This is a genomic window from Pseudohoeflea suaedae (genome assembly GCF_004354915.1).
In the GTDB taxonomy this organism is placed as follows: domain Bacteria; phylum Pseudomonadota; class Alphaproteobacteria; order Rhizobiales; family Rhizobiaceae; genus Pseudohoeflea; species Pseudohoeflea suaedae.
This window is the reverse complement of the sequence record NZ_SMSI01000003.1, coordinates 427960-448049: the sequence shown is the minus strand read 5'-3', so window position 1 is coordinate 448049 and position 20090 is coordinate 427960. Positions and strand designations below refer to the sequence as shown.

21 protein-coding genes and 1 tRNA gene are annotated in these 20090 nt (G+C 61.7%); 12 read left to right on the top strand and 10 right to left on the bottom strand.

Annotated features, from left to right (window positions below; genetic code table 11):
• Positions 1-16: 16 nt before the first annotated feature.
• From E2A64_RS15725 to E2A64_RS15715, 3 genes are all read right to left on the bottom strand, one after another.
• Positions 17-1198, bottom strand: coding sequence for a CmpA/NrtA family ABC transporter substrate-binding protein (locus E2A64_RS15725; protein ID WP_133285438.1), 1182 nt, complete (start codon positions 1196-1198; stop codon positions 17-19).
• Positions 1195-1803: an ANTAR domain-containing response regulator gene (locus tag E2A64_RS15720; RefSeq protein WP_133285437.1), complete on the bottom strand. Its 609-nt coding sequence runs from the start codon at positions 1801-1803 to the stop codon at positions 1195-1197. The genes E2A64_RS15725 and E2A64_RS15720 overlap by 4 nt, the downstream gene beginning before the upstream one ends.
• Before the next feature lie 481 nt (positions 1804-2284).
• Positions 2285-2361, bottom strand: a tRNA-Met gene (locus E2A64_RS15715).
• A 273-nt stretch (positions 2362-2634) separates the two neighbouring features.
• Between E2A64_RS15715 and E2A64_RS15710 the strand changes: the two genes are divergently transcribed.
• Both E2A64_RS15710 and E2A64_RS15705 read left to right on the top strand, forming a co-directional pair.
• Entirely contained in the window at positions 2635-3612 is a 978-nt protein-coding gene (locus E2A64_RS15710; RefSeq protein ID WP_133285436.1) for a Gfo/Idh/MocA family protein, read from the top strand.
• A gap of 195 nt (positions 3613-3807) precedes the next feature.
• Positions 3808-4902, top strand: a complete 1095-nt coding sequence (locus E2A64_RS15705; RefSeq protein WP_133285435.1) for an AAA family ATPase — start codon at positions 3808-3810, stop codon at positions 4900-4902.
• A 41-nt stretch (positions 4903-4943) separates the two neighbouring features.
• Here the strand turns inward: E2A64_RS15705 and rpoH are convergent, their stop codons facing one another.
• On the bottom strand, positions 4944-5855 hold the full coding sequence (gene rpoH / locus E2A64_RS15700; protein WP_133285434.1) for an RNA polymerase sigma factor RpoH: 912 nt from the start codon (positions 5853-5855) through the stop codon (positions 4944-4946).
• Positions 5856-6243: 388 nt separating this feature from the next.
• Between rpoH and E2A64_RS15695 the strand changes: the two genes are divergently transcribed.
• From E2A64_RS15695 to E2A64_RS15685, 3 genes are all read left to right on the top strand, one after another.
• Positions 6244-6978, top strand: a complete 735-nt coding sequence (locus E2A64_RS15695; RefSeq protein ID WP_133285433.1) for a class I SAM-dependent methyltransferase — start codon at positions 6244-6246, stop codon at positions 6976-6978.
• 2 nt (positions 6979-6980) lie between these two features.
• Positions 6981-7556, top strand: coding sequence for an alpha-ketoglutarate-dependent dioxygenase AlkB (locus tag E2A64_RS15690; protein ID WP_133285432.1), 576 nt, complete (start codon positions 6981-6983; stop codon positions 7554-7556).
• Between the two features lie 103 nt (positions 7557-7659).
• On the top strand, positions 7660-8868 hold the full coding sequence (locus tag E2A64_RS15685; protein ID WP_206662460.1) for a cation:proton antiporter: 1209 nt from the start codon (positions 7660-7662) through the stop codon (positions 8866-8868).
• Positions 8869-8873: 5 nt separating this feature from the next.
• Here the strand turns inward: E2A64_RS15685 and E2A64_RS15680 are convergent, their stop codons facing one another.
• Positions 8874-9752 (bottom strand): bile acid:sodium symporter family protein, encoded by an 879-nt coding sequence (locus E2A64_RS15680; protein ID WP_206662459.1) that lies wholly within the window; start codon positions 9750-9752, stop codon positions 8874-8876.
• A 301-nt stretch (positions 9753-10053) separates the two neighbouring features.
• Positions 10054-11100, bottom strand: coding sequence for an RluA family pseudouridine synthase (locus E2A64_RS15675; protein WP_133285430.1), 1047 nt, complete (start codon positions 11098-11100; stop codon positions 10054-10056).
• A gap of 29 nt (positions 11101-11129) precedes the next feature.
• On the opposite strand from E2A64_RS15675, the gene E2A64_RS15670 reads away from it, so the two are divergent.
• Entirely contained in the window at positions 11130-11519 is a 390-nt protein-coding gene (locus E2A64_RS15670) for a DUF6476 family protein (RefSeq protein ID WP_133285429.1), read from the top strand.
• A 3-nt stretch (positions 11520-11522) separates the two neighbouring features.
• Positions 11523-12356, top strand: coding sequence for a TrmH family RNA methyltransferase (locus E2A64_RS15665; protein ID WP_244598320.1), 834 nt, complete (start codon positions 11523-11525; stop codon positions 12354-12356).
• 22 nt (positions 12357-12378) lie between these two features.
• Here E2A64_RS15665 and E2A64_RS15660 read toward each other — a convergent pair whose 3' ends face one another.
• Positions 12379-13737 (bottom strand): coiled-coil domain-containing protein, encoded by a 1359-nt coding sequence (locus tag E2A64_RS15660; protein WP_133285428.1) that lies wholly within the window; start codon positions 13735-13737, stop codon positions 12379-12381.
• Positions 13738-13883: 146 nt separating this feature from the next.
• Positions 13884-14468, bottom strand: a complete 585-nt coding sequence (locus E2A64_RS15655) for a DUF1134 domain-containing protein (protein WP_133285427.1) — start codon at positions 14466-14468, stop codon at positions 13884-13886.
• A 237-nt stretch (positions 14469-14705) separates the two neighbouring features.
• Here E2A64_RS15655 and chpT point away from each other — a divergent pair, with 237 nt between their 5' ends.
• On the top strand, positions 14706-15347 hold the full coding sequence (gene chpT / locus E2A64_RS15650; RefSeq protein WP_133285426.1) for a histidine phosphotransferase ChpT: 642 nt from the start codon (positions 14706-14708) through the stop codon (positions 15345-15347).
• A gap of 162 nt (positions 15348-15509) precedes the next feature.
• On the top strand, positions 15510-15875 hold the full coding sequence (locus tag E2A64_RS15645; RefSeq protein WP_244598319.1) for a response regulator: 366 nt from the start codon (positions 15510-15512) through the stop codon (positions 15873-15875).
• A gap of 108 nt (positions 15876-15983) precedes the next feature.
• Here the strand turns inward: E2A64_RS15645 and ctrA are convergent, their stop codons facing one another.
• Complete coding sequence (gene ctrA, locus E2A64_RS15640; RefSeq protein ID WP_133285425.1) at positions 15984-16685, bottom strand: response regulator transcription factor CtrA; 702 nt, start codon at positions 16683-16685, stop codon at positions 15984-15986.
• A gap of 441 nt (positions 16686-17126) precedes the next feature.
• On the opposite strand from ctrA, the gene E2A64_RS15635 reads away from it, so the two are divergent.
• A complete protein-coding gene (locus E2A64_RS15635) occupies positions 17127-17477 on the top strand; it encodes a flagellar export protein FliJ (RefSeq protein WP_133285424.1) in 351 nt (116 codons plus the stop codon).
• A 199-nt stretch (positions 17478-17676) separates the two neighbouring features.
• Positions 17677-18150, top strand: coding sequence for a paraquat-inducible protein A (locus E2A64_RS15630; RefSeq protein WP_133285423.1), 474 nt, complete (start codon positions 17677-17679; stop codon positions 18148-18150).
• 180 nt (positions 18151-18330) lie between these two features.
• Here the strand turns inward: E2A64_RS15630 and sciP are convergent, their stop codons facing one another.
• Positions 18331-18606, bottom strand: a complete 276-nt coding sequence (gene sciP / locus E2A64_RS15625; RefSeq protein ID WP_133285422.1) for a CtrA inhibitor SciP — start codon at positions 18604-18606, stop codon at positions 18331-18333.
• Between the two features lie 225 nt (positions 18607-18831).
• On the opposite strand from sciP, the gene mnmA reads away from it, so the two are divergent.
• Positions 18832-20040 carry a tRNA 2-thiouridine(34) synthase MnmA gene (mnmA, locus tag E2A64_RS15620; RefSeq protein WP_133285421.1) on the top strand — a complete coding sequence of 403 codons (1209 nt, stop codon included), beginning with the start codon at positions 18832-18834 and terminating at the stop codon, positions 20038-20040.
• Positions 20041-20090: the final 50 nt, after the last annotated feature.

Here is a 20090-nt window from a genome sequence, read left to right as displayed (position 1 = left end):
AACGCCGATCGTTTGACTAGTTTCGCGCCCGCCTCTGCTCACTGATATAGCGATCAAGCGCCTCCGGATCGAAAATGCGCCCGTCGAAGAAACCGTCCGGACCAAGTATGAGTCGCGCCTGCCCCGCCCCGACAGGAGTCGGCTCGAGCAACGCCCCCTCCACCTTGGCATTGGCCGACGGAACAGGGGCGCCCGTCGGCGCAAGCACGTCGCGATAGATATCGGGACGAAAGCTCCGGCTTGCGGTCGATGCATGTTCCACAGTGTGCTCAACCTGCCCCCAGCGCACCATCTGGGAGTAGAACCACAAAGCGTGGCTCTGCCAGGGATAGGTCGCCACATGAGCGAACGGCTCGAACCCGGCAGGGCCGGCCAGCGCAGCTTCGAGCAGCTCGGCCGAAGCGTTGAGGTACTGGCCTGAGGAAAGGATGGTGGCGAGTTCGCGCCTGTTGGCAACGGTCCCGCACCATTCCGCCGAGCGGTAGAGCGCGCGAAGGAGATCGCCGAGCATTTCCGGATTGTCGTCCGCCCAGTCTTCTCGCACGCCCAGCACCTTTTCGGGACTGTTGCGCCAGATCGCGTTCTTGGTGGTAAGCAACACGCCGTCTCCCGCCTCGAGCGCAGCGGTATTGTAGGGCTCACCCACACAATAACCGTCGATCGTCCCCCGCTTCAGCGCATCAGCCATGTAGGGCGGTGGAAGCACGATCGTGTCGATCTCGGTTTCGGGATCGATCCCGCAGGCAGCCAGCCAGTAGCGAAGCTCGAAGAAATGCGAGGAATGCGGATGCACCACGCCGAAGCGCAATGGCGCGTCCCCGTTCGACTGCCGGGCAGCTATCAATCTACGCAGAGATCTGCCTGCTTCCGCCGGATCGTCGAGGGATACCGGAAGGTCGAGCGCTTCACTCAGCGCTTTTGAAACCGTCACGGCATTACCGCCGGAGCCCAAAGCCATCGGCGCGATGATCCTCTCCGAAATCGGCGTCAGGCCCAGATTGGAGGCAAGCGGCATCGGCGCGAGCATGTGAGCCACGTCGAAATGGCCGATCGCCATCCGGTCGCGCACATTGGCCCACGATACCTCGCGGCTGAGACGCAGATCGATTCCCTCACCTTCGGCAAAGCCCTTCTCGCGTGCGGCGATGAGGATCGAGGCATCAAGGAGCGGGAGAAAGGAGGCGGTTACCAGCTTCATGGCGTATTCTCCTCGTCGCCGCCCAGGAGGCTCGCCGACATCAACAGGCTTTCAGCCACATCGACCATCTTGCGGTTCTGGTTCATCGCCGTCTTGCGCAAGAGGTTGTAGGCCTCCGTCTCGTCCATGCCGCGCGTCTTCATGATAAGCCTCTTGGCCTTGTCTATGGTGGCGCGCGCGGCAAGCGCACCCTTGGCATTTTCGAGCTCCCGCTCGAGCCGAGAGAACGCATTGAAGCGGCTGATCGCCATTTCCATGATCGACCGCACGCGGTCGGCGCGCAGCCCGTCTACCACATAGGCTGAGACGCCTGCTTCGATGGCGCGCTCCATCGATTCCCGATCAGACTTGTCGACGAACATCGCAATCGGTTTGCGGATGGCACGCGCGAGCTGAAGCATGCTTTCGAGCATGTCGCGATTGGGGTTGCCGAGATCCATGACGATCACATCGGGCTCGAGCGCGGCGATATGGCCGGCCAGTCCGTGCATTTCGACGACGAGCGTCACACGTCCATACCCCTCCGCGCGCAGCCCTTCCTCAATGATAGCCGCACGGGCAGGGTTGGTATCGACGACCAGAACGGAGGGTTCGGGGGAATTCATGCACTCATTTTGCCGAAATTCATGAATTGTGCAATGCACAATATTCTATGCCGGAGGCAAATGGCCGGCGCATTTTCGCTGATACGAATCCGGCCAGGCAGTTCCCTCCGGTGAGGGACCCAGCAGTGACTTTCTGGCGCGGTCAGTTTGGGGTTGCGTGCTTAGCAGCGAGTGACTTCTTTCAGGAGTCAGGCTCGAGATCGCACTCTTCTGACTTGAGAGCACATTTGGGGCTGGCAGCTTCGCGCGCCCATTTCGGCCGTTGGAGGGTTCAGTGATGAGCGCCGAATGCGGACGCTGCCGTTAAGCTGGAAAAGTCCGCACAAGACAACACGCAAGCACGCTGGAGAACGGCATGCTGTCGACTGATCAACAAGATCACGGTCACCCCCACGGAAACGGGCACGGACATCAAAATCGACGGCTTGCTCGGCCTTCTAGGCGACCAAGGGCAACTTTCATCATCGTCGTCAACAATTTTTGGTAGCGGAGGAGGGATTCGAACCCCCGACACAAGGATTATGATTCCTCTGCTCTAACCTACTGAGCTACTCCGCCAGGAGACTGCGGGGCGGCGTGGTGCCCCGGTCGGTCGGGCGGGATATAAGGGGCGGGCCTGCCGGGTGTCAAGCGCGGTCTGGCTGCAAAATCACATGATTGTCAATTCTGCCGCCGAAGGGATCCGCCCCGCCCCTTGCCATGCGGGGTTTGCGGGTCTAGTCATCGCCCCGAAACGGCGGACGCGCTCGCCGGCGGCCTGATCGAAGGCACTGCGAAGGCGAGCGGCAGGCGTCCCCAACATGCGACCAGACAAGCTCGGACAGAAAATTCATGACGGATCGTGCAGCCCTCACCCCTGATCTCAAAATCGCGGTCGTCGGCTGCGGCGTCTGGGGCGGCAACCATATCCGAACGCTCGCGGGCCTCGGCGCGCTCGGCGCGGTCTGCGACCGCAATCCGGATAAGGCCAACGCCATGGTCGAGGCCAATGGCGGCGTCGCGCTTTCCTTCGAGGACATGCTGGCCGACGAGACGATCGACGGCGTCGTCCTCGCCCTGCCCCCGCACGAGCATGCCGAAGCCGCTCTCGCCGTTATTGCGGCCGGCAAGCACCTGTTCGTCGAAAAGCCCATCGCGCTGTCGGTGGAGGACGCCCGGCGCGTGGTCGATGCCGCCGAAGCTTCAAGGCTGACCGCCATGACCGGCCATGTGCTGCGCTACCACCCTGCCTTCGAGGCGCTTGCCGATCTGGTGGCCGGCGGACAGCTGGGCGAGATCCGCTACATCCACTCGCACCGCCTCGGCCTTGGGCGCTTCCATTCCGAGAACGACGCGCTGTGGGACATCGCCCCGCACGATCTTTCGCTCATCATGGCGCTGACCGGCGAGCGCCCCGTCGAGGTCCATGGCGAGGGCTCGGCCGTGCTCAACCATCTGAGCGATTTCGCCCATCTGCACCTGCGCTTTCCCTCCGGCGTGAAGAGCCACGTCTTCACCTCGCGGCTCAACCCCTATCGCGAACGCCGGCTGACGGTGATCGGTTCGAAGGCCATGGCCGTGTTCGAGGACATGGAGCCCTGGGACAGGAAACTCGCCGTCTACCACCACGAGGTCTGGGAAGACGAGAACGGCTTCCAGTCGAAGATGGTCGACCCGGAATATATCGCCATCGACGAGGGCATGCCGCTGGCCAGCGAGCTGAGACATTTCCTGCACTGCATCGAGACCGGCGAGACACCGCGCACGCCGGTGGCCGACGGCCTGGCCGTGATCGAGATCCTGTCGCAAGGCACCGTCCGCCACGACTGAGGGCGCGGAAGGCGTGCGACGGCGGCGGATCCCGAATTGGCCCGGCCGCCAAGCGAGCCGCCCCCTCTTACCCGGACGTGATCCCGGCATGACGATGAGCTGCGGATTCCAGAAACGCACTACCCACAATCCGGCAGAAAGCTATAAGGGCGGTGTGGATTTCGCACCGCCTTTCAATCCTGGACTCGATGGACCATGCGTCTCGTTTCGTTTGCAGCCAAAGGCTATCGCTCATTGCGGTCCGTCCGGTTCGATCTCGGACAGGTGACGGTCTTCGTCGGCGAGAACGGCGCCGGAAAATCCAATCTCTACCGAGCGCTGCAACTGGTCAAAGCCGCCGCCGAGGGCCATTTCTCGACGGAGGTGGTGCGCGAGGGCGGAATGCAATCGGCCATGTGGAGCGGCAATCGCCGCAAGCACGAATCGGCGCGCATCATCCTGGAGGCGGATTTCGAGGACGCGCAGCTCGCCACGCGTCTTGCCTATCGTGTCGAGGCAGGTTTGCCGCCACCGGTATCCGGCGCGTTTCCCTTCGAACCCCAGATCAAGGAAGAACACCTCACTCTCGATACCGGACGTCGTCCGGTAAATCTGATGGACCGGCGCGGACCCGCGGTTTTCGCGCGCGATGGGGAAGGACGGCGCATGGAGCACCCGGCGCTGCTGCTGACTTCGGAAAGCGGACTGGCGGTGCTCGGTCAATCGGGCCATTACCCGGAAATAGGCGATCTTTCAGCGCAGATACGCAGCTGGCGCTTTTACCATGGGTTCCGAAGCGATCGTGATGCGCCGGTACGCCAGCCCTCCATTGCCGCGACTGCCGCGATGCTGGACGAGGACGGCGGCAACCTTGCCTCCGTCTTCGCCACGCTCGCCCATATCCGGCAGGATACGGTCGATCTCGATCGTCTGGTTGCCGATGCGCTGGAAGGCGGCAGGCTGGTCATCCCCTACCCGGACGAGACGGCGACTTTCGGCCTGAACTTCCCGGCCTTCCCGCCGCGAACTTTCCGCCCCGGAGAATTGTCCGACGGACAGATCCGCCTGCTGGCTCTGGCGGGAGCGCTGCTCTCCTATCGCCTTCCGCCGCTGATCGCCCTCAACGAACCGGAGGCGAGCCTCCATCCCGACATGATCCCCTCACTTGCCGGAATGATCGCACAGGCATCCGAACGCAGCCAGATTTGGGTGGTGACCCATTCGACCGGCCTTGCCAGCGCGATTGCCGCGCACTGCGGCACGCGGCCGATCCGTGTGAGGAAACAGGACGGGGAAACGGTGCTGGAATAAAAAAGGCAGGCGTGACGCCTGCCTTCCTGCCGGTGCCGCGCTCAGTGCGCGGCGAGCAGGTTGTCGCGGGTTTCGGCACGCTGCTCCGCAGCGGCCTTCTGAACGGCTCCCTGAACCTTCTCGAAGGCGCGCACCTCGATCTGGCGCACGCGCTCGCGGGAGATGTCGAACTCACCGGAGAGCTCCTCCAGCGTGATCGGATCCTCGCGAAGCCGGCGGGCTTCGAAGATGCGGCGTTCGCGCTCGTTGAGCACGTCCATGGCATCCGACAGCATCGAGCGGCGGTTTTCCAGTTCGTCCTGCTCAACGAGCATGTCTTCCTGGTTGTCGGAATCGTCGACGAGCCAGTCCTGCCACTGTCCGCTCTCGCCTTCGCTCGCCTTGATCGGGGCGTTCAGCGAAGCATCGCCCGACAGCCGGCGGTTCATCGAGATGACCTCTTCCTCCGACACGTTGAGCGTGGTGGCGATTTCAGAAACCTGCTCGGGCTTGAGATCGCCCTCCTCAAGCGCCTGGATGCGGCCCTTGACCTTGCGCAGATTGAAGAACAGCCGCTTCTGGTTGGCGGTGGTGCCCATCTTCACGAGCGACCAGGAGCGCAGGATATATTCCTGGATCGAGGCCTTGATCCACCACATCGCATAGGTCGCCAGACGGAAACCGCGCTCGGGATCGAATTTCTTCACTGCCTGCATGAGGCCGACATTGCCCTCGGAGATAACTTCCCCGATCGGCAGGCCGTAGCCGCGATAGCCCATGGCGATCTTGGCAACCAGACGCAGATGGCTCGTCACCAGCTTGTGGGCAGCCTGGGTGTCCTCATGCTCGGCATAGCGCTTGGCGAGCATGTATTCTTCCTGCGGTTCCAGCATGGGAAACCGCCGGACCTCGGCGAGATAGCGATTAAGACCGTTTTCGCCACTGGAAACGGTCGGCAATGTTGCCTGGGCCATGTCAGCACCCTCCAAAAAATCATCGGCTCCCTGAAGGCGAGCCTTTACCCCCGGCCGGATACGCGCCGGGTTTGTCCATGTGACAGATAATAATGGCCATTTGGAGGTTCAAGAGCGCGGGCGGTCACATGGGCGTGAGGGAAGGATAACCAACCGACCGAAACCCCGTCCGCCTGTATCATCACGCGCCTCCACCCTTACGTGGAGGGAAGATAGAGTAGGATAAATTACTCAACACAAGGATATGAAAACGTCAAATTAAATTCAATAGATTAATTTCAAAACGTCAACTCGCCACGACACTGCAGCGACCTAAGGATCCAGTTATTCTCCACTCGCAATCGCAGTGTGAGATCATTTTTCGGCTATTCCAACGGAGCTGAAACATATGGCGACAGCAACTGAATACTGGCATAATGAACAGGCAGCTTTACAAGCCTATGCGGATACCCTGAGCTCGGCTTTAGAACTAAAGCGCGTGCTGGATTCCCGCACCCCATTCAATTTTGTTCATGCAGTCAGAAGTGGACCCGCTTTGTTGGTCGGGGAAGGGAACATGAGCTTCTCTCTTTCGCTAGCGCAGATGAGCGGCAGCGCCGCCCGGAGCATGACCGCGACAGTTTTCAAGGTACCACCCGTTCAAGACGCACTAATGAGGCAAAACGCCAAGAAACTAATAAGCTTAGGCGTCACTGTAAGAGCAGGCGTCGATGCAACACGACTGTCAAATTGGTTTGGTAGGCAGAAGTTTAAACTTATTGTATTTCAATTTCCCAATGTCGGAAGCAGGATTCCTATTTATGGACGCAATCCCAATCACGTACTTATCCGTAGATTTCTGGGTAGCGCTGCAAATCATCTCCAACCCAATGGCAAGGTAGCAATTACCACACTTAATAGTGGACACTATGATGGGGCCTTTGATGTCGACGGAGCAGCCGCGCGCAACAGTTACGAGGCACCCTTCGCGCATCCCTTCAAATTTTCCAACTTCCCGGGTTATATCCACGTCAAGACAAAGGATGACGGGACAAGTGTTGCAAGCAACGACAGAGAATGCGTTACGTATATATTCTCCCTCAAGAGAAATACTAATCGAAAATGTTTGAGCGGGCACAGATAGATATGACGTTACCACAGGGCGCCAGCTATCATCACGACTTTCTCGACCCCGAAGAGGAAGCCGACATCACGCGCCTGCTTGACGAAGGCCTGTGGGACGGCGGCCTCAGGCGCCGTGTCCAGCATTTCGGTTATCGCTACGACTACAAGGCGCGGACCGTCACGCGGGAGACCCGTCTGGGACCGTTGCCGGCCTGGCTCGCGACGCTCGGGCAGCGCCTGGTCGCGGCCGGCCATTTCGAGGCTCCGCCGGATCAGGTTATCGCCAACGAATACCTGCCGGGACAGGGCATCAGCGCCCACATCGATTGCGAGCCCTGCTTTGACGGCACGATCGTCTCGGTCAGCCTGCTCTCCCGTTGCGAGATGATCTTCCGCCCAAGGGGCATCGCGGGGAGAACAGGCGGGGGATCCTCGGTCATTCTCGAACCGCGCTCGGCCCTCGTGCTGAAGGACGAGGCACGCTACCTCTGGACCCATGAAATTCCGGCGCGCAAGAGCGACAATATCCGGGGAGAACGCGTCGCGCGATCGCGCCGCATTTCGCTGACCTTTCGGAAGGTCGTCCTCACCCGCTAGCGCGCCGCCCTCCCCTTTCCCTGTTCCTGCCCTAATTTCCGGTCAACGCTTGCTTACATAACCGGAGACAAGGCCGCTGTTTTCGTTCGAGACCTATCACGTCGTGCTCGCCGCGCTCGGCGTCATCATCATCGCCGCGCGCTGGTTGCCGCGACTGGTGTCCGACCGCGAGCCTGCCTCCGCGCCGCTGATGATCATCTTCGGCGTGATTGCCGGGCTGGTCATCGCGCCCCTGCCGGACTTCGCCGATCCCCGTTCCAACCCGCTGCCCTGGGAAGTGGTGAGCGAACTGACCGTCATCATCGCGTTGTTCGGCGCCGGCATGCGGATCGACAAGCTGGGACCGATCTCCAAATGGGGGCCGACGGCGCGGCTTCTGGGTATCTCCATGCCGGTCACCATCGCGGCGGTGGCGCTTCTGGGCGTCTGGGCCGGCGGATTGACGATCGCGGGCGCGATCCTGCTCGGCGCGGTGCTCGCCCCCACCGATCCGGTGCTTGCGGCCGATGTGCAGGTGGGGCCCCCGCAGGAGGGCGCCGAGCATCCCGTCCGCTTCACCCTGACGACGGAAGCCGCGCTCAATGACGGGCTCGCCTTCCCCTTCGTCTATCTCGGGTTGCTGGTTGCCGCCGAAGGCTTTTCGCCGGGCATATGGGGGCTCGAATGGGTGGGTGTCGATATCGTCTACCGCATCTTCATGGGCGCGCTGATGGGCTGGGGCGGCGGAAAGCTGCTCGGCATCCTGCTGTTTTCGTTTCCGCGCCGCTCGGCGGTTGCCGACACGAGTTCCGGCGTCATCTCGCTGGCCGGCGTGCTGCTCTGCTACGGTTCCACCGAGATGGTCCACGGCTACGGCTTCATCGCCGTCGCGGTGATGGGGCTGACGCTGCGCCGGCAGGAGGCCGACCACGAATTCCACCGCCGGCTCCACGATTTCTCCGAATCGCTCGAACATGCACTGACCGCCGTGCTGCTCGTCGCGCTCGGCGTGGTGCTGCCGCTGCTCTTCCAGGACCTGCAATGGTCGCATGTGCTGATCGCCCTGGTGCTGATCTTCGGCATCCGGCCGCTTGCCGGCGCATTGGGACTGATCCGCGCCGATTTCTCACGCAACGACTGCATGGTCACCGCCTTCTACGGCGTGCGCGGTATCGGCTCGATCTATTACCTGTGCTATGCCGGACGGCACATGGAGTTCATCAACGAGGGCCAGCTCTGGTCGCTCGTCGGCCTCACGATCCTGCTGTCGACCATGTTCCACGGCTTTTCCGTCGGCTGGGCCATGGACAAGGTGAGCGACGAGACGGTTTAGGGCCTTCAGGCAGGCCGGGCGACCAGCTTCGGCTGGCGCATCAGCAGGAAGATCGCCGGCAGCGTGACCAGATACATCGTGATCCCGTAGACCGCCGAGGGCAGCGCGTAATCCGGCATCGCCGTGCCCGCGATCATCGAGGCGACGGTAATGCCGAGCGTGCTGTTCTGCACGCCGCCCTCGATCGCGATGGTCGCGGCCTGCGCGCCGCCGAGTTTCAGCCCGCGCGCGAGATACCAGCCGACAGCCAGAAGAACCACGTTGAAAAGGATGAGGATCGGGCCGAGGATCGTGACGTTCGCGATGAAGAGCGCCCAGTTGCTCGCCAGGGCGCCTGCGAGAACGATGACGAAGATCACCGTCGAAGCGCCGAAGAAATACCGTTCGGCGCGAAGAGTGAAGGCGCTCGCGAAGCGGCGCGTGATCATGCCGAGCGCCACCGGAACGATGGTGATGACGGCGAGGCTGATCGCCAGGCCGGTAATATCGATCGCCTGCTCGCCCAGATCGAGGAAATAGCTCGAGGTCGCAGCAATGAGAAGCGGCACGGTGATCACCGACAGCAGGCTGACGAAAGCCGTCAGCGTGACCGACAGCGCCACGTCCGCGCGCGCGAAACGGCTCAGCATGTTGGTGGTAGCCCCGCCCGGACAGAAAGCCAGGATCATCACCCCAAAGGCGAGATGTGGCGGCAGGTCGGTCAATGCAAGAAGACCGAATGCGATGATCGGCAGCAGCACCACCTGCGCGACCAACCCCGTGACGAAGGCCTTGGGCGCGGCCGCAATACGGGTGAAATCGGCAATCGTCAGGCCCAGACCGAGCGAGAACATGATGATTGCCAGTGAAACCGGCAGGCCTATGCTGATGAATGTCGATTCCACGGCTTGGCTCCTTCCACCGTTCCGTATCTTGATAGCACGCCCCGCGCGGCGGCGCCTCGATCAGGCTCTTGCGGCACGGCAATTCAGCATCTTACCGCAACTATCGTCCCCAGACAGCATGCATTACAGGGCCTTCCACAATCTGCTTATAAAGCAATTCCAGGGTTGTGGCGAGATTTGCAATTCCTGACCGCAGCGGTGGCGCAGGTGCGCGATCCCGACAGACGCGCGGATGACACGATGGATGAAGCGCAGGCGAAAGCGGGATGCGCCAGGCAGGCGAACTGCCGGGTGGCCCGGCCTAGCCGGCCTGCCCGGCGTCGAGACCGGCGAGAGCCGCACGCACCGTTTCGATGTCCTCGGGCATGTCCGCCTCGAAACGCATGACTTCGCCGGTGGATGGATGCTCGAAAGCCAGCAGCCAGGCGTGAAGCGCCTGGCGGGGAAAACGGTCGATGACCTTCGCCACCTCCTCCGGCAGTTTCTTCGTCTTGGTGCGGAAGGACATGCCGTAATCCCGGTCGCCGATCAGCGGATGGCCGATATGGGACATGTGAACACGGATCTGGTGCGTGCGACCGGTTTCCAGACGGCATTCGACAAGGCTTGCCAGCGATGTCGCGTCCGACTGCTCGCAATAGCGCTCGGTCACCGTGTAATGCGTCACCGCGTGGCGTACGTCGTCGCCATTGTCGGTGCGGACGGCGCGCTTGAGCCGGTCGCGGGCGCGCCCGAGCGGCGCATCGATCGTGCCGTTGAGCGGATCGGGACGCCCCCAGACGATCGCCTTGTAGGCGCGCTCGAGGTCGCCCGTGCGGCCGTGATCGGCAAACTGATCGGCAAGATGGCGATGGGAGAGATCGTTCTTGGCGACGACCATCACACCCGACGTATCCTTGTCGAGCCGATGCACGATACCGGGACGCTTCACCCCGCCTATTCCGGACAGGCTGTCGCCGCAATGGTGGATGAGCGCATTGACGAGCGTGCCGGTCCAGTTGCCCGCGGCCGGATGGACGACGAGCCCCGGAGGCTTGTTGATGACAATGAGATCGGCGTCCTCGTAGAGAACCTCGAGCGGGATATCCTCCCCTTGCGGAACCGGATCCGCGGCTTCCGGCAGCATGATCTCGACACGGTCGCCGTCATGCAGCTTGCGATTGGGCTCGGTGGCGGGCGTGCCGTTGATGGACACGTGACCGTCCTTCACCAGCGTCTTGATCCGCGAGCGCGAGAAATCGGGAGCGAGGGCTGCCGCGATCCATGCGTCAAGACGCCCCCCCGCACCTTCGACAACCAAGGCTTTCAACTCGCCCGCGCTTTCGTTAAAGGGAGACGCACCGTGCAACTGACCGACCTGCCTTTCAGGGATTGAGAATGACCAGACCGATGACCGACGAACTCGAGGAAAAGCCGCTCGACCCCGAAATGGAGAAAGTGCGGCGCAAGATGGTCCGGCTGCTCGCCGTATCGATCGGCATCATGTTTGTCGGTGTTATGGCCGTGCTGGCCGCCATTGTCTACAAGTTCACGCGCCCCGCCGAAGATGTCGCGGCTGTTCCCGCTGCGTCCGGCAACGCTCCGGCGGCCCCCAGCAGCACCCCGCTGGTCGATCGCATCGACCTGCCGCCGGGTTTCGAGGTGGTGTCGATGTCGGTCGACGGCGACCGCATCGCCTTTTTCGGCACCGCCAACGGCGCAAGCCAGGTTCTCGTCTATGACGCCTCCTCCGGCACCCGCCTCGGCACGATCGAGGTCGGCCGTTAAGGCATGGGCGACCCGATCATCCCGATCCGCATCAGCGACCCGGACGATCCGCGCATCGCGGAATTCGTCTCGCTGAAGGAGAAGGATATCGCCGGACGCGGTGACCGTTTCATCGCGGAAGGCAAGGTGGTGCTCAACGCGCTTCTGTCTCTCGGGGCAACCGAACGTTTTTCCGTCGAGAAACTTCTGGTGCTCGAAAACCGGCTCGAGGGCGCGGGCGAGATCATCGACAAGCTCGATGCCGGCATACCGGTCTATGTCGCCGACCGCGCGGTCATGGACGCGATCACCGGCTTTGCCATGCACCGCGGCGTACTGGCGCTCGGGCGGCATGCCCCTCCCCCGGATCTCGCGGGCTTCCTCGATCGATTGCCAGGCAACGCCCTGGTCGTCGCCTGCTGCGGGATTTCCAACCACGACAATATGGGTGCGATCTTCCGCAATGCCGGCGTCTTCGGCGCCGACGGGGTGGTGATCGACGAAACCTGCTGCGCGCCGCTCTACCGCAAGGCGATCCGCGTTTCGGTGGGCGCGGCGCTGCGCGTGCCCTTCTGCAAGGGCGGCGAAGCGAGCGACATTCTCGCAGCGCTCGACAAGGCGGGCTTTGCGACGATCGCGCTTTCTCCCGGCGGCAAGACTGACATCGCGGATATACGGCCCGCGGGACGGACCGCGCTCGTGGTCGGGGCGGAAGGCCCCGGCCTGCCGGCCGACATATTGGCGCGCACCACGACCGTCCGCATTCCGCAGGCGCCGGGAATGGATTCCCTCAACGTAGCCACCGCCACGGGCCTTGCGCTCTGGCAGGTCGCCCGCGCCATGGGACGGCTGAGCTGATTTCACGCTCGCGCCTGGCCGCTCAGTTCGAAGAGGCTTCCATCCGGGCCCTGGCCCGTGCGGCGAGGCTCATGCCGGCTCCATCGATCTGGTCCTCATTGCCCGAAAGGATGCGGGTGATCGGGCCATTCTTGCCGTCACGGCGCACCGTGAGGTCGATCATCAGAGCGGCAATCTCGGCAATCTCGTTGCGAAGCGCGGCATCGCCACCTGGCTTGTCCGCCTTCTTCAGCTGCTCTGCAAGAGCGGTCTGGCGCAGACGCAGATGCTCGATCAGCTCCTCGTCGCTGCGGGCCTCATCGGCCTCGCGCAGCTTGCCTTTGGCCGGAGATGTGCGTTCGGCCGGCCGCATGTTGTCGGCTTGCGGCCTGGCGGGCCTGTTTTCCGAAGCCTCCGCCTCCGGCGTGCCCTGAGATTTCCTGATCGGCGTCACCGATGCAGCGTCGCGCGTCGCATCTTTCTCCGCCTGGGCCTCGGCCTTCGCGACAGCCCTCTCATTCGCCTTGCGCTCCCGCTCGCTTGCGGCTTCGGCCTTGGCGATATCCTTTTCCAGCGCCTTGCGCTGCTTTTCCGCCGCCTTCAGATCATCCGTGACTTCCTTCAGGTCGATCGAAAGCCTGGCCTTCTCCTCCTGCAGGCGCGCCACTTCGGCGCTGCGGTTTTCCAGCGACTGCTCGCGGTCGGACAGTGTCGCGATCGCCTTTGCCAGACGCGCGTCGAGATCGTTGGCGCGCTCGGTTTCCTGCTTGAGGCGGATTTCCGCCTCGCGCCCCGAAGCGGTGCGGCTGCGCAGGTCGTCGCGCAGCCGGGCGCGCTCGTCGCGCAGTGCCTGGATCTGCGATTTGAAGTTCTCGATCTCCGTATCGCGGGTGGCGACGTCGATCTTCATCTCTTCGATCCCGCCTTCCAGACGATTGATCTGGTGGCGCAGATTGTCGATCTCGCTGCTGCGCTCCTTGACCTCGCGGGTTGCCTTCGCAGCTTCACCCGTCAGCGTTTCGAGCCTTGTATCGCGTTCGCGGATCTGGGAGCGCAGCTGACCGGCCTGCTCGGACGCTTCGGAATTCTTCTGCGTCAAGGCGAGCACTTCCTCACGCGCCTCGGCGAGCTTTTCCTCGAGCCTGATGTTCTTTTTCAACTGGACGGAGGTGCGATCGCGCTCGCTGCGCAGATCGACTGCGAGCTTGGCCTTTTCGGCCGCGAATGCCGCGCGGGCGAAATCCTTTTCCGCCTTCACCTCGGCGGCAGACAGGGGAACGCTGGCGCGCATGCGCCTCTCGGTAAGCGTGACGATGCGGCGATGAATGACGGGCGCCAGCAGCAAGGCGATAAGAGCGGCGGCGAGAAACCCAAGCGCGAATTGCAGCAGAAACCCGATCACGATCGAAATTGTCCCGTTAGTTTGCGCCCCGCGCCAGCTTTAAACACGGTTCCGCCATGGCGGGCAAGTAAAGACCTCTTGCGCAGCCCCGGAAAAAGAAAGGGCGGCCACAGGGGCCGCCCGGTGTTCAGACATTTCGGGAGGGATCAGAAGGGATTCCAGGTCGGCCGCGGCGTCATTTTCAGATAACCGACATTGATGCCGAGGCGGGCGCCGACACCGGTGCGGATCGGCACGACCAGCATGCCGTCGCGCTGGAGCACCGTCATGCCGAGGCCGGCGACGATGAAGGCCGAGCCGCTGACGCCGCCGAAACGCCCGTACATGCTCTCGATCGCCGGCAGATTATAGACGAGCATCATGGTGCGGTTGCCGTCGCCGCCGTAATCGATACCGAGCGAGGGGCCCTGCCAGAAAACTTCGTGCTGGCCGGCATTCTTGGTGTAGAGGTCGCCCTCGCCATAGGTCAGGCCGCCGATGAAGGCGCCGGAAGCTTCCTGCCCGAGAATATAGCCGTTGGGCAGGCCGTAATCCTGGAAAGCCTTCTCGACCAGCTTGGCGAGACCGCCCGAGGTCGATCCGAAGAAGCCGTGGCCGGCATCGACGATCTCCTGGGCCGTGTAATTCGAACTGGCCTGCTGGGCCTGCGCCGAAACGGACAGGCCGGTCACGATGAAAAGGGCCGCGATCAGCCGCAAGGCAATCATCAGGTTCGAGGTGATACGCTTCATAGTCGAACTCCTGGTAGAGACGTGACGGCGCGCGCCGTCCGGTTCTGTTCCATTTTGCAACCAGGGTATTAATAAGCGGTTTACCAAATGTGGTGTCATTATGGCTCGAGCCATCCCGCATCCGACGGGCGCTCGACTGCGACCCGAATCCGGGCTTTCGCTTGCGAAAGACGCGGCTCCGGTGCAGTTTCGGCCTCGATCGGCGATTCGGGACACCAAAGGGACAGGAGACGGCACATGTCGAAGAACCCCAATCTGACACTTTCGGGACCCGACCTCGCAGCGTTGCTGTGCAGCCGTGTCTGCCACGACGTCATCTCGCCGGTCGGCGCGATCAACAATGGTCTTGAACTGCTCGACGAGGGCGGTGCCGACGAAGACGCGATGGACCTGATCCGCACGAGCGCGCTCAACGCCTCGGTGCGCCTCAAATTCGCCCGCCTCGCCTTCGGCGCATCCGGCTCTGTCGGTGCATCGATCGATACCGGGGAAGCCGAGAAGGCGGTCATCGACTTCGTTTCGGCCGACGCCAAGACGGAAGTCACCTGGACCGGTCCGCGCGCCATCATTCCGAAGAACAAGGTGAAGCTGCTGCTCAACCTTTTCCTCGTCGCCTACGGTGCAATCCCGCGTGGCGGCACAGTCGACATCACCCTCGAAGAACTGGAAACCAATCCCCAGTTCAAGCTGGTCTGCAAGGGCCGCATGGTCCGCGTTCCGCCGAAATTCCTCGAAATCCACTCGGGTCAGGTCGAGGAAGCCATCGACGCACACGCGATCCAGCCCTATTACACCGTGCTTCTGGCGGATGAGGCCGGAATGAAGATCAACTGCTCGGCGAATGCCGAAGAGGTCGTCTTCACCGCCCAACCCGCCTGATCCCGGCCGAAGGCGGGCCGCCTTGGCCCGCGCGCCGCTCAACCAACTGTTAAGCGTGTCTGCTTACCGAATGTTCGCTGGTTTCGCATAACCTTGACCAAATCCGGTCGGAATAAACTCCGGCCGGATGGGGAAGCCCGCGAAGGGTCAAGGAGTGAAGAGATGCAACAACGGTTGATGATCGCAGACGATTCGGCAGTGATCTGCAAAGTGGCGAAGCGGATCCTGGGCGGCATGAACTTCCAGGTGGTGGAAGCTTCGAACAGCAGCGAAGCGCTGATGATGTGCGAAGCGCAACTGCCCGCAATCCTGATCGTCGATGCCGGAATGCCCGATGCGCTGAGCGTCATTCACACCGTGCGCCAGATGCAGGGTGGCGAGAAGGTGCGGATCTACTACTGCACCATCGAAACCGACATCAAGGTCCTGATGATCGGCAAGCGAGCCGGTGCCGACGATTTTCTCACCAAGCCTTTCGACCGCCAGGTCCTCGAAGCGGCATTCGCCAAATATTCGCTGGCTGCCTGAGCCGTTAGCCCGCGGCGATACGCCCAACGAAATAAGCCCGCCATGCAAGGCGGGCTCATTCTTACCAGGCTCATGCTGACGGGGATGGTCAGCTTGATTTCATGCAGATCAGGCGCTTTCGCGGATCTCGCCCTCATCCGGCTCGCGCAGCACGTAACCGCGACCCCAGACGGTTTCGATATAATTCTTGCCGCCGGCAGCCGTGGCGAGCTTCTTGCGCAGCTTGCAGATGAACACGTCGATGATCTTGAGTTCCGGCTCGTCCATACCGCCATAGAGGTGGTTGAGGAACATTTCCTTGGTCAGCGTGGTGCCCTTGCGGAGCGAGAGCAGCTCCAGCATCTGGTATTCCTTGCCGGTCAGGTGAACGCGCTGGGCGCCCACTTCAACGGTCTTGGCGTCGAGGTTGACGACCAGATCGCCGGTGGTGATGACCGACTGTGCATGGCCCTTCGAGCGACGGACGATGGCGTGGATACGGGCAACCAGCTCGTCCTTGTGGAACGGCTTGGTCATGTAATCGTCGGCGCCGAAGCCGAGGCCCCGGACCTTGTCCTCGATGCCGGCCATGCCGGAGAGGATCAGAATGGGTGTCTTGACCTTCGACAGACGAAGCGTGCGGAGCACTTCGTAACCGGACATGTCCGGCAGGTTCAGGTCCAGGAGGATAATGTCATAGTCGTAGAGCTTGCCCAGATCGACACCTTCCTCACCGAGGTCGGTGGTGTAGACATTAAAACTCTCGGACTTGAGCATCAATTCGATGCTCTGCGCCGTGGCGCTGTCATCCTCAATCAGTAGTACGCGCATATTTATCCCCTTTTCCGCCGCCGCAGAGCCGTGGTCAACGTCATCTACACGGTACGGTCCAGTCGTTGCCTGATTTGGAGGCTGCCATGGAATGGTTAACAAATTCTGATGCCGTTAGGCAACCGTTCAGTTGGTGTTAATTTCCATGGACAGCTTCCTGATTCAAAATCACAAATGGCGATCATTCGAATTGAGAAATCACTTTAAGATTCTCCTGTAATCGACTCATTCGACTCCGGAAAGGCTTACGAAAAATCCGTCTTCTCGTTTACCTGCCCTTAAACCATGTCACTTAGTATTAACGATGCCCGTAAACGAATGGTTACCAGATGGACAATTGGTTAACGCCAGCGCGTGTTGGTAATGATTCGAAAAGGGACGCCGGAGGGGTATCGCCGGTGCAGCGTCGTAAATGGGTTTCTCTTCACGGGAGTATTGCGTATGAAATCGCGTGAGAGCCTTGTTCGCCTGAAGCAGTTTCAGGTGACTGAAAAGTCCCGCCAGTTGAACCAGATTCAGCTCATGATGGCGGAAATGCAGAAGATGGCGGCCGAACTGGAATACCAGATCGTCGCCGAGGAAAAGAAGGCGGGTATCAACGATCCGTCGCACTTTGCCTATCCTACTTTCGCCAAGGCGGCGCGCCAGCGTGCCGACAATCTTTCCAATTCGATCCGCGAACTCCAGGTTCAGCTCGATGCGGCCGAAATCGCTCTCGAGGAAGCCCAGGCAGAACACGCCAAGGCAGCAGCCCTGGAAGAGCGCGACAACAAATCCAGCCGCGCCGGCTGACGACGCGACGACGCGATATTGACGCTGCACATTTGTGCCGACGGAAGGGAAACGACTCCCTTCCGTCGGCTTTTCGCATCCTGATGACGAATGTCATGTTTCCCGCCGCGAAAAAAAATGAACGGACGGATGTGAATGATCCCGCCTTGCATTGGCCCCGAAGCTGTGGTGCCTGGGATGCGCCGTTAACGCCGACCTGATGGAAAAGATTGGTTTGAGACTGGTTTTGATCGCCTGCCTCGTGCTGGCGCCCTTCTGCCTGGCGCTCGGGGTGACGCTGCCACTGATCCGGTTCGAGACACTTTACGTGTTCGACAGCGCACCGTCCCTGGTCGACATCGTTTCAAGCCTCGCACTTGACGGCGATTTCGCCCTCGCCGTCATTGTCGCTTTGGTCTCGATCCTGTTTCCGCTCGTCAAAATTTTCGTCATCGCGGCCGAAGTGACCGACCTTCCGCTCGCCCCGAAGGGGCGTTTCGCGCGCACCCTCCCCCAGCTCGCCCGATGGTCGCTGATGGACGTTCTCATTGTTGCCGTGGTGATCGTGGCCGCCAAGACCGGCGGGATCGCCACTGCCTTGTCGCAGCCGGGCCTGTGGTTTTACCTGGCCTCGGCAAGTCTCGCCCTCATCGCCCACATGATATGCGGGCGCTTGCGACGGGAAACCGAATAAAGCTGTGGAAATGACCGGAGCACACCTCCGGAGGCAGGCAGGTGCCAGAGGCTACGGCGGCGAACCGCCGCAACCTGTCCCATGCCGTTTCGCCGTAGCGCGAAACGGGCAGTTTCGAAATGCGGGAAAATTCCCGGATGCAGTCCGATTTGCGCCGCTCCCGTCCGAGACGGGACGGTTCTAGTGGCGGTACTGCTGAATCCGCGTGGTGCGCAGGCCGGCCAGACCGTAGTCATTGATCGAGGACTGCCAGGAGAGGAACTCCTCCACTGTGAGCGTGTAGCGCTCACAAGCCTCTTCAAGGCTCAGCAACCCGCCGCGAACCGCAGCGACCACTTCCGCCTTGCGTCGGATGACCCAGCGCCGCGTATTGGCGGGGGGCAGATCTGCAATCGTAAGCGGACTACCATCGGGTCCGATTACATACTTAACTCGGGGGCGAACCATATCGGTCATTGGACACTCTTACAAACTCAAGACCTAGTGGGATGTAAGCTACCGTTTCCGCTTTAAAATTTGCTAAAGGCGCGACTAAGCTTTTGGTAACGTTTCGGCACACATTGCCGGCTTTCCCGGCGCGGCCTTGTTGCCGCCGCTCTCGATCTGTATATGTGCGCTCGAAAATGATGAACTTGTCAGCTTGATCGGCGCCTTGAACGCCTTTGAATGCCGGGGTTTGAAGTGAATAGTCTCGATATCGCCAAGCCGCCGCGCGACACGCGCGTGGTGGTTGCAATGTCCGGTGGCGTGGACAGCTCAGTGGTTGCAGGTCTTCTGAAAAGAGAAGGGTATGACGTCATCGGCGTCACCCTGCAGCTTTACGACCATGGTGCCGCTGTCCACAGGGCAGGCTCCTGTTGCGCAGGTCAGGACATCGACGATGCCCGCCGCGTCTCCGAAGCCATCGGCATCCCCCATTACGTGCTCGATTACGAACAGCGCTTCCGCGAAGCCGTGATCAATCCGTTCGCGGAAAGCTATGTCATGGGTGAAACCCCGATACCCTGCGTGGCCTGCAACCAGACGGTGAAATTCGCCGATCTTCTGGCCACCGCCCGTGACCTGGGTGCCGATTGCCTTGCCACCGGCCACTATATCCGCTCGCGTCATGAGCCGACCGCGGACAATCCCGACCGCCGCACGCTCTACCGGCCGATCGATTCGGATCGCGATCAGAGCTATTTCCTCTTCGCCACGACACAGGAGCAGCTCGACTTCCTGCGCTTTCCGCTCGGCGAGCTGCCCAAGGCGCGCACCCGCGAACTGGCCGAGGAAATGGGAATGGTCGTCGCCCAGAAGGCAGACAGCCAGGACATATGCTTCGTTCCGCAAGGCAAATATGCCGACGTGATTGGCAAGCTTCGCCCGGATTCGCAGCTCGCGGGCGATATCGTCCATATCGACGGCCGCGTGCTCGGCAGCCACCCGGGCATCGTCAACTACACGATCGGCCAGCGGAAGGGCCTGGGCGTGGCCACCGGCGATCCGCTCTACGTGGTGCATCTCGATGCCCGCTCGAAGCGCGTCGTCGTCGGTCCGCGCGAGGCACTGGAAACCAGCAAGGTGATCCTGCGCGACGTGAACTGGCTCAGCGACACGCCGCTCGAAGCCATCGGCGAAAACGGCGTGTCATGCTTTGCCAAGCTCCGCTCGACCCGCCCGCCGAAACCGGCGACGCTCCGCGTGATCGACGGTGTGGCGGAAGTCGAGCTTGATGAAGGCGAAGCCGGTATTGCCGCCGGTCAGGCTTGCGTTCTCTATTCCTCGCCCGACGACGAGGCCCGCGTCTATGGCGGCGGCTTCATCGAGCGCTCGGAGCGCAGCCCGCAGGCGGAAGCACTGCTCAGCCAGCTCCTGAACGCCACGCCGACGACCGCGCCTGCGGCCTGATCGGCTGGAAATTCCTCGCGAAATCGAAGAGACGGCCGGGCGGCCGGGAG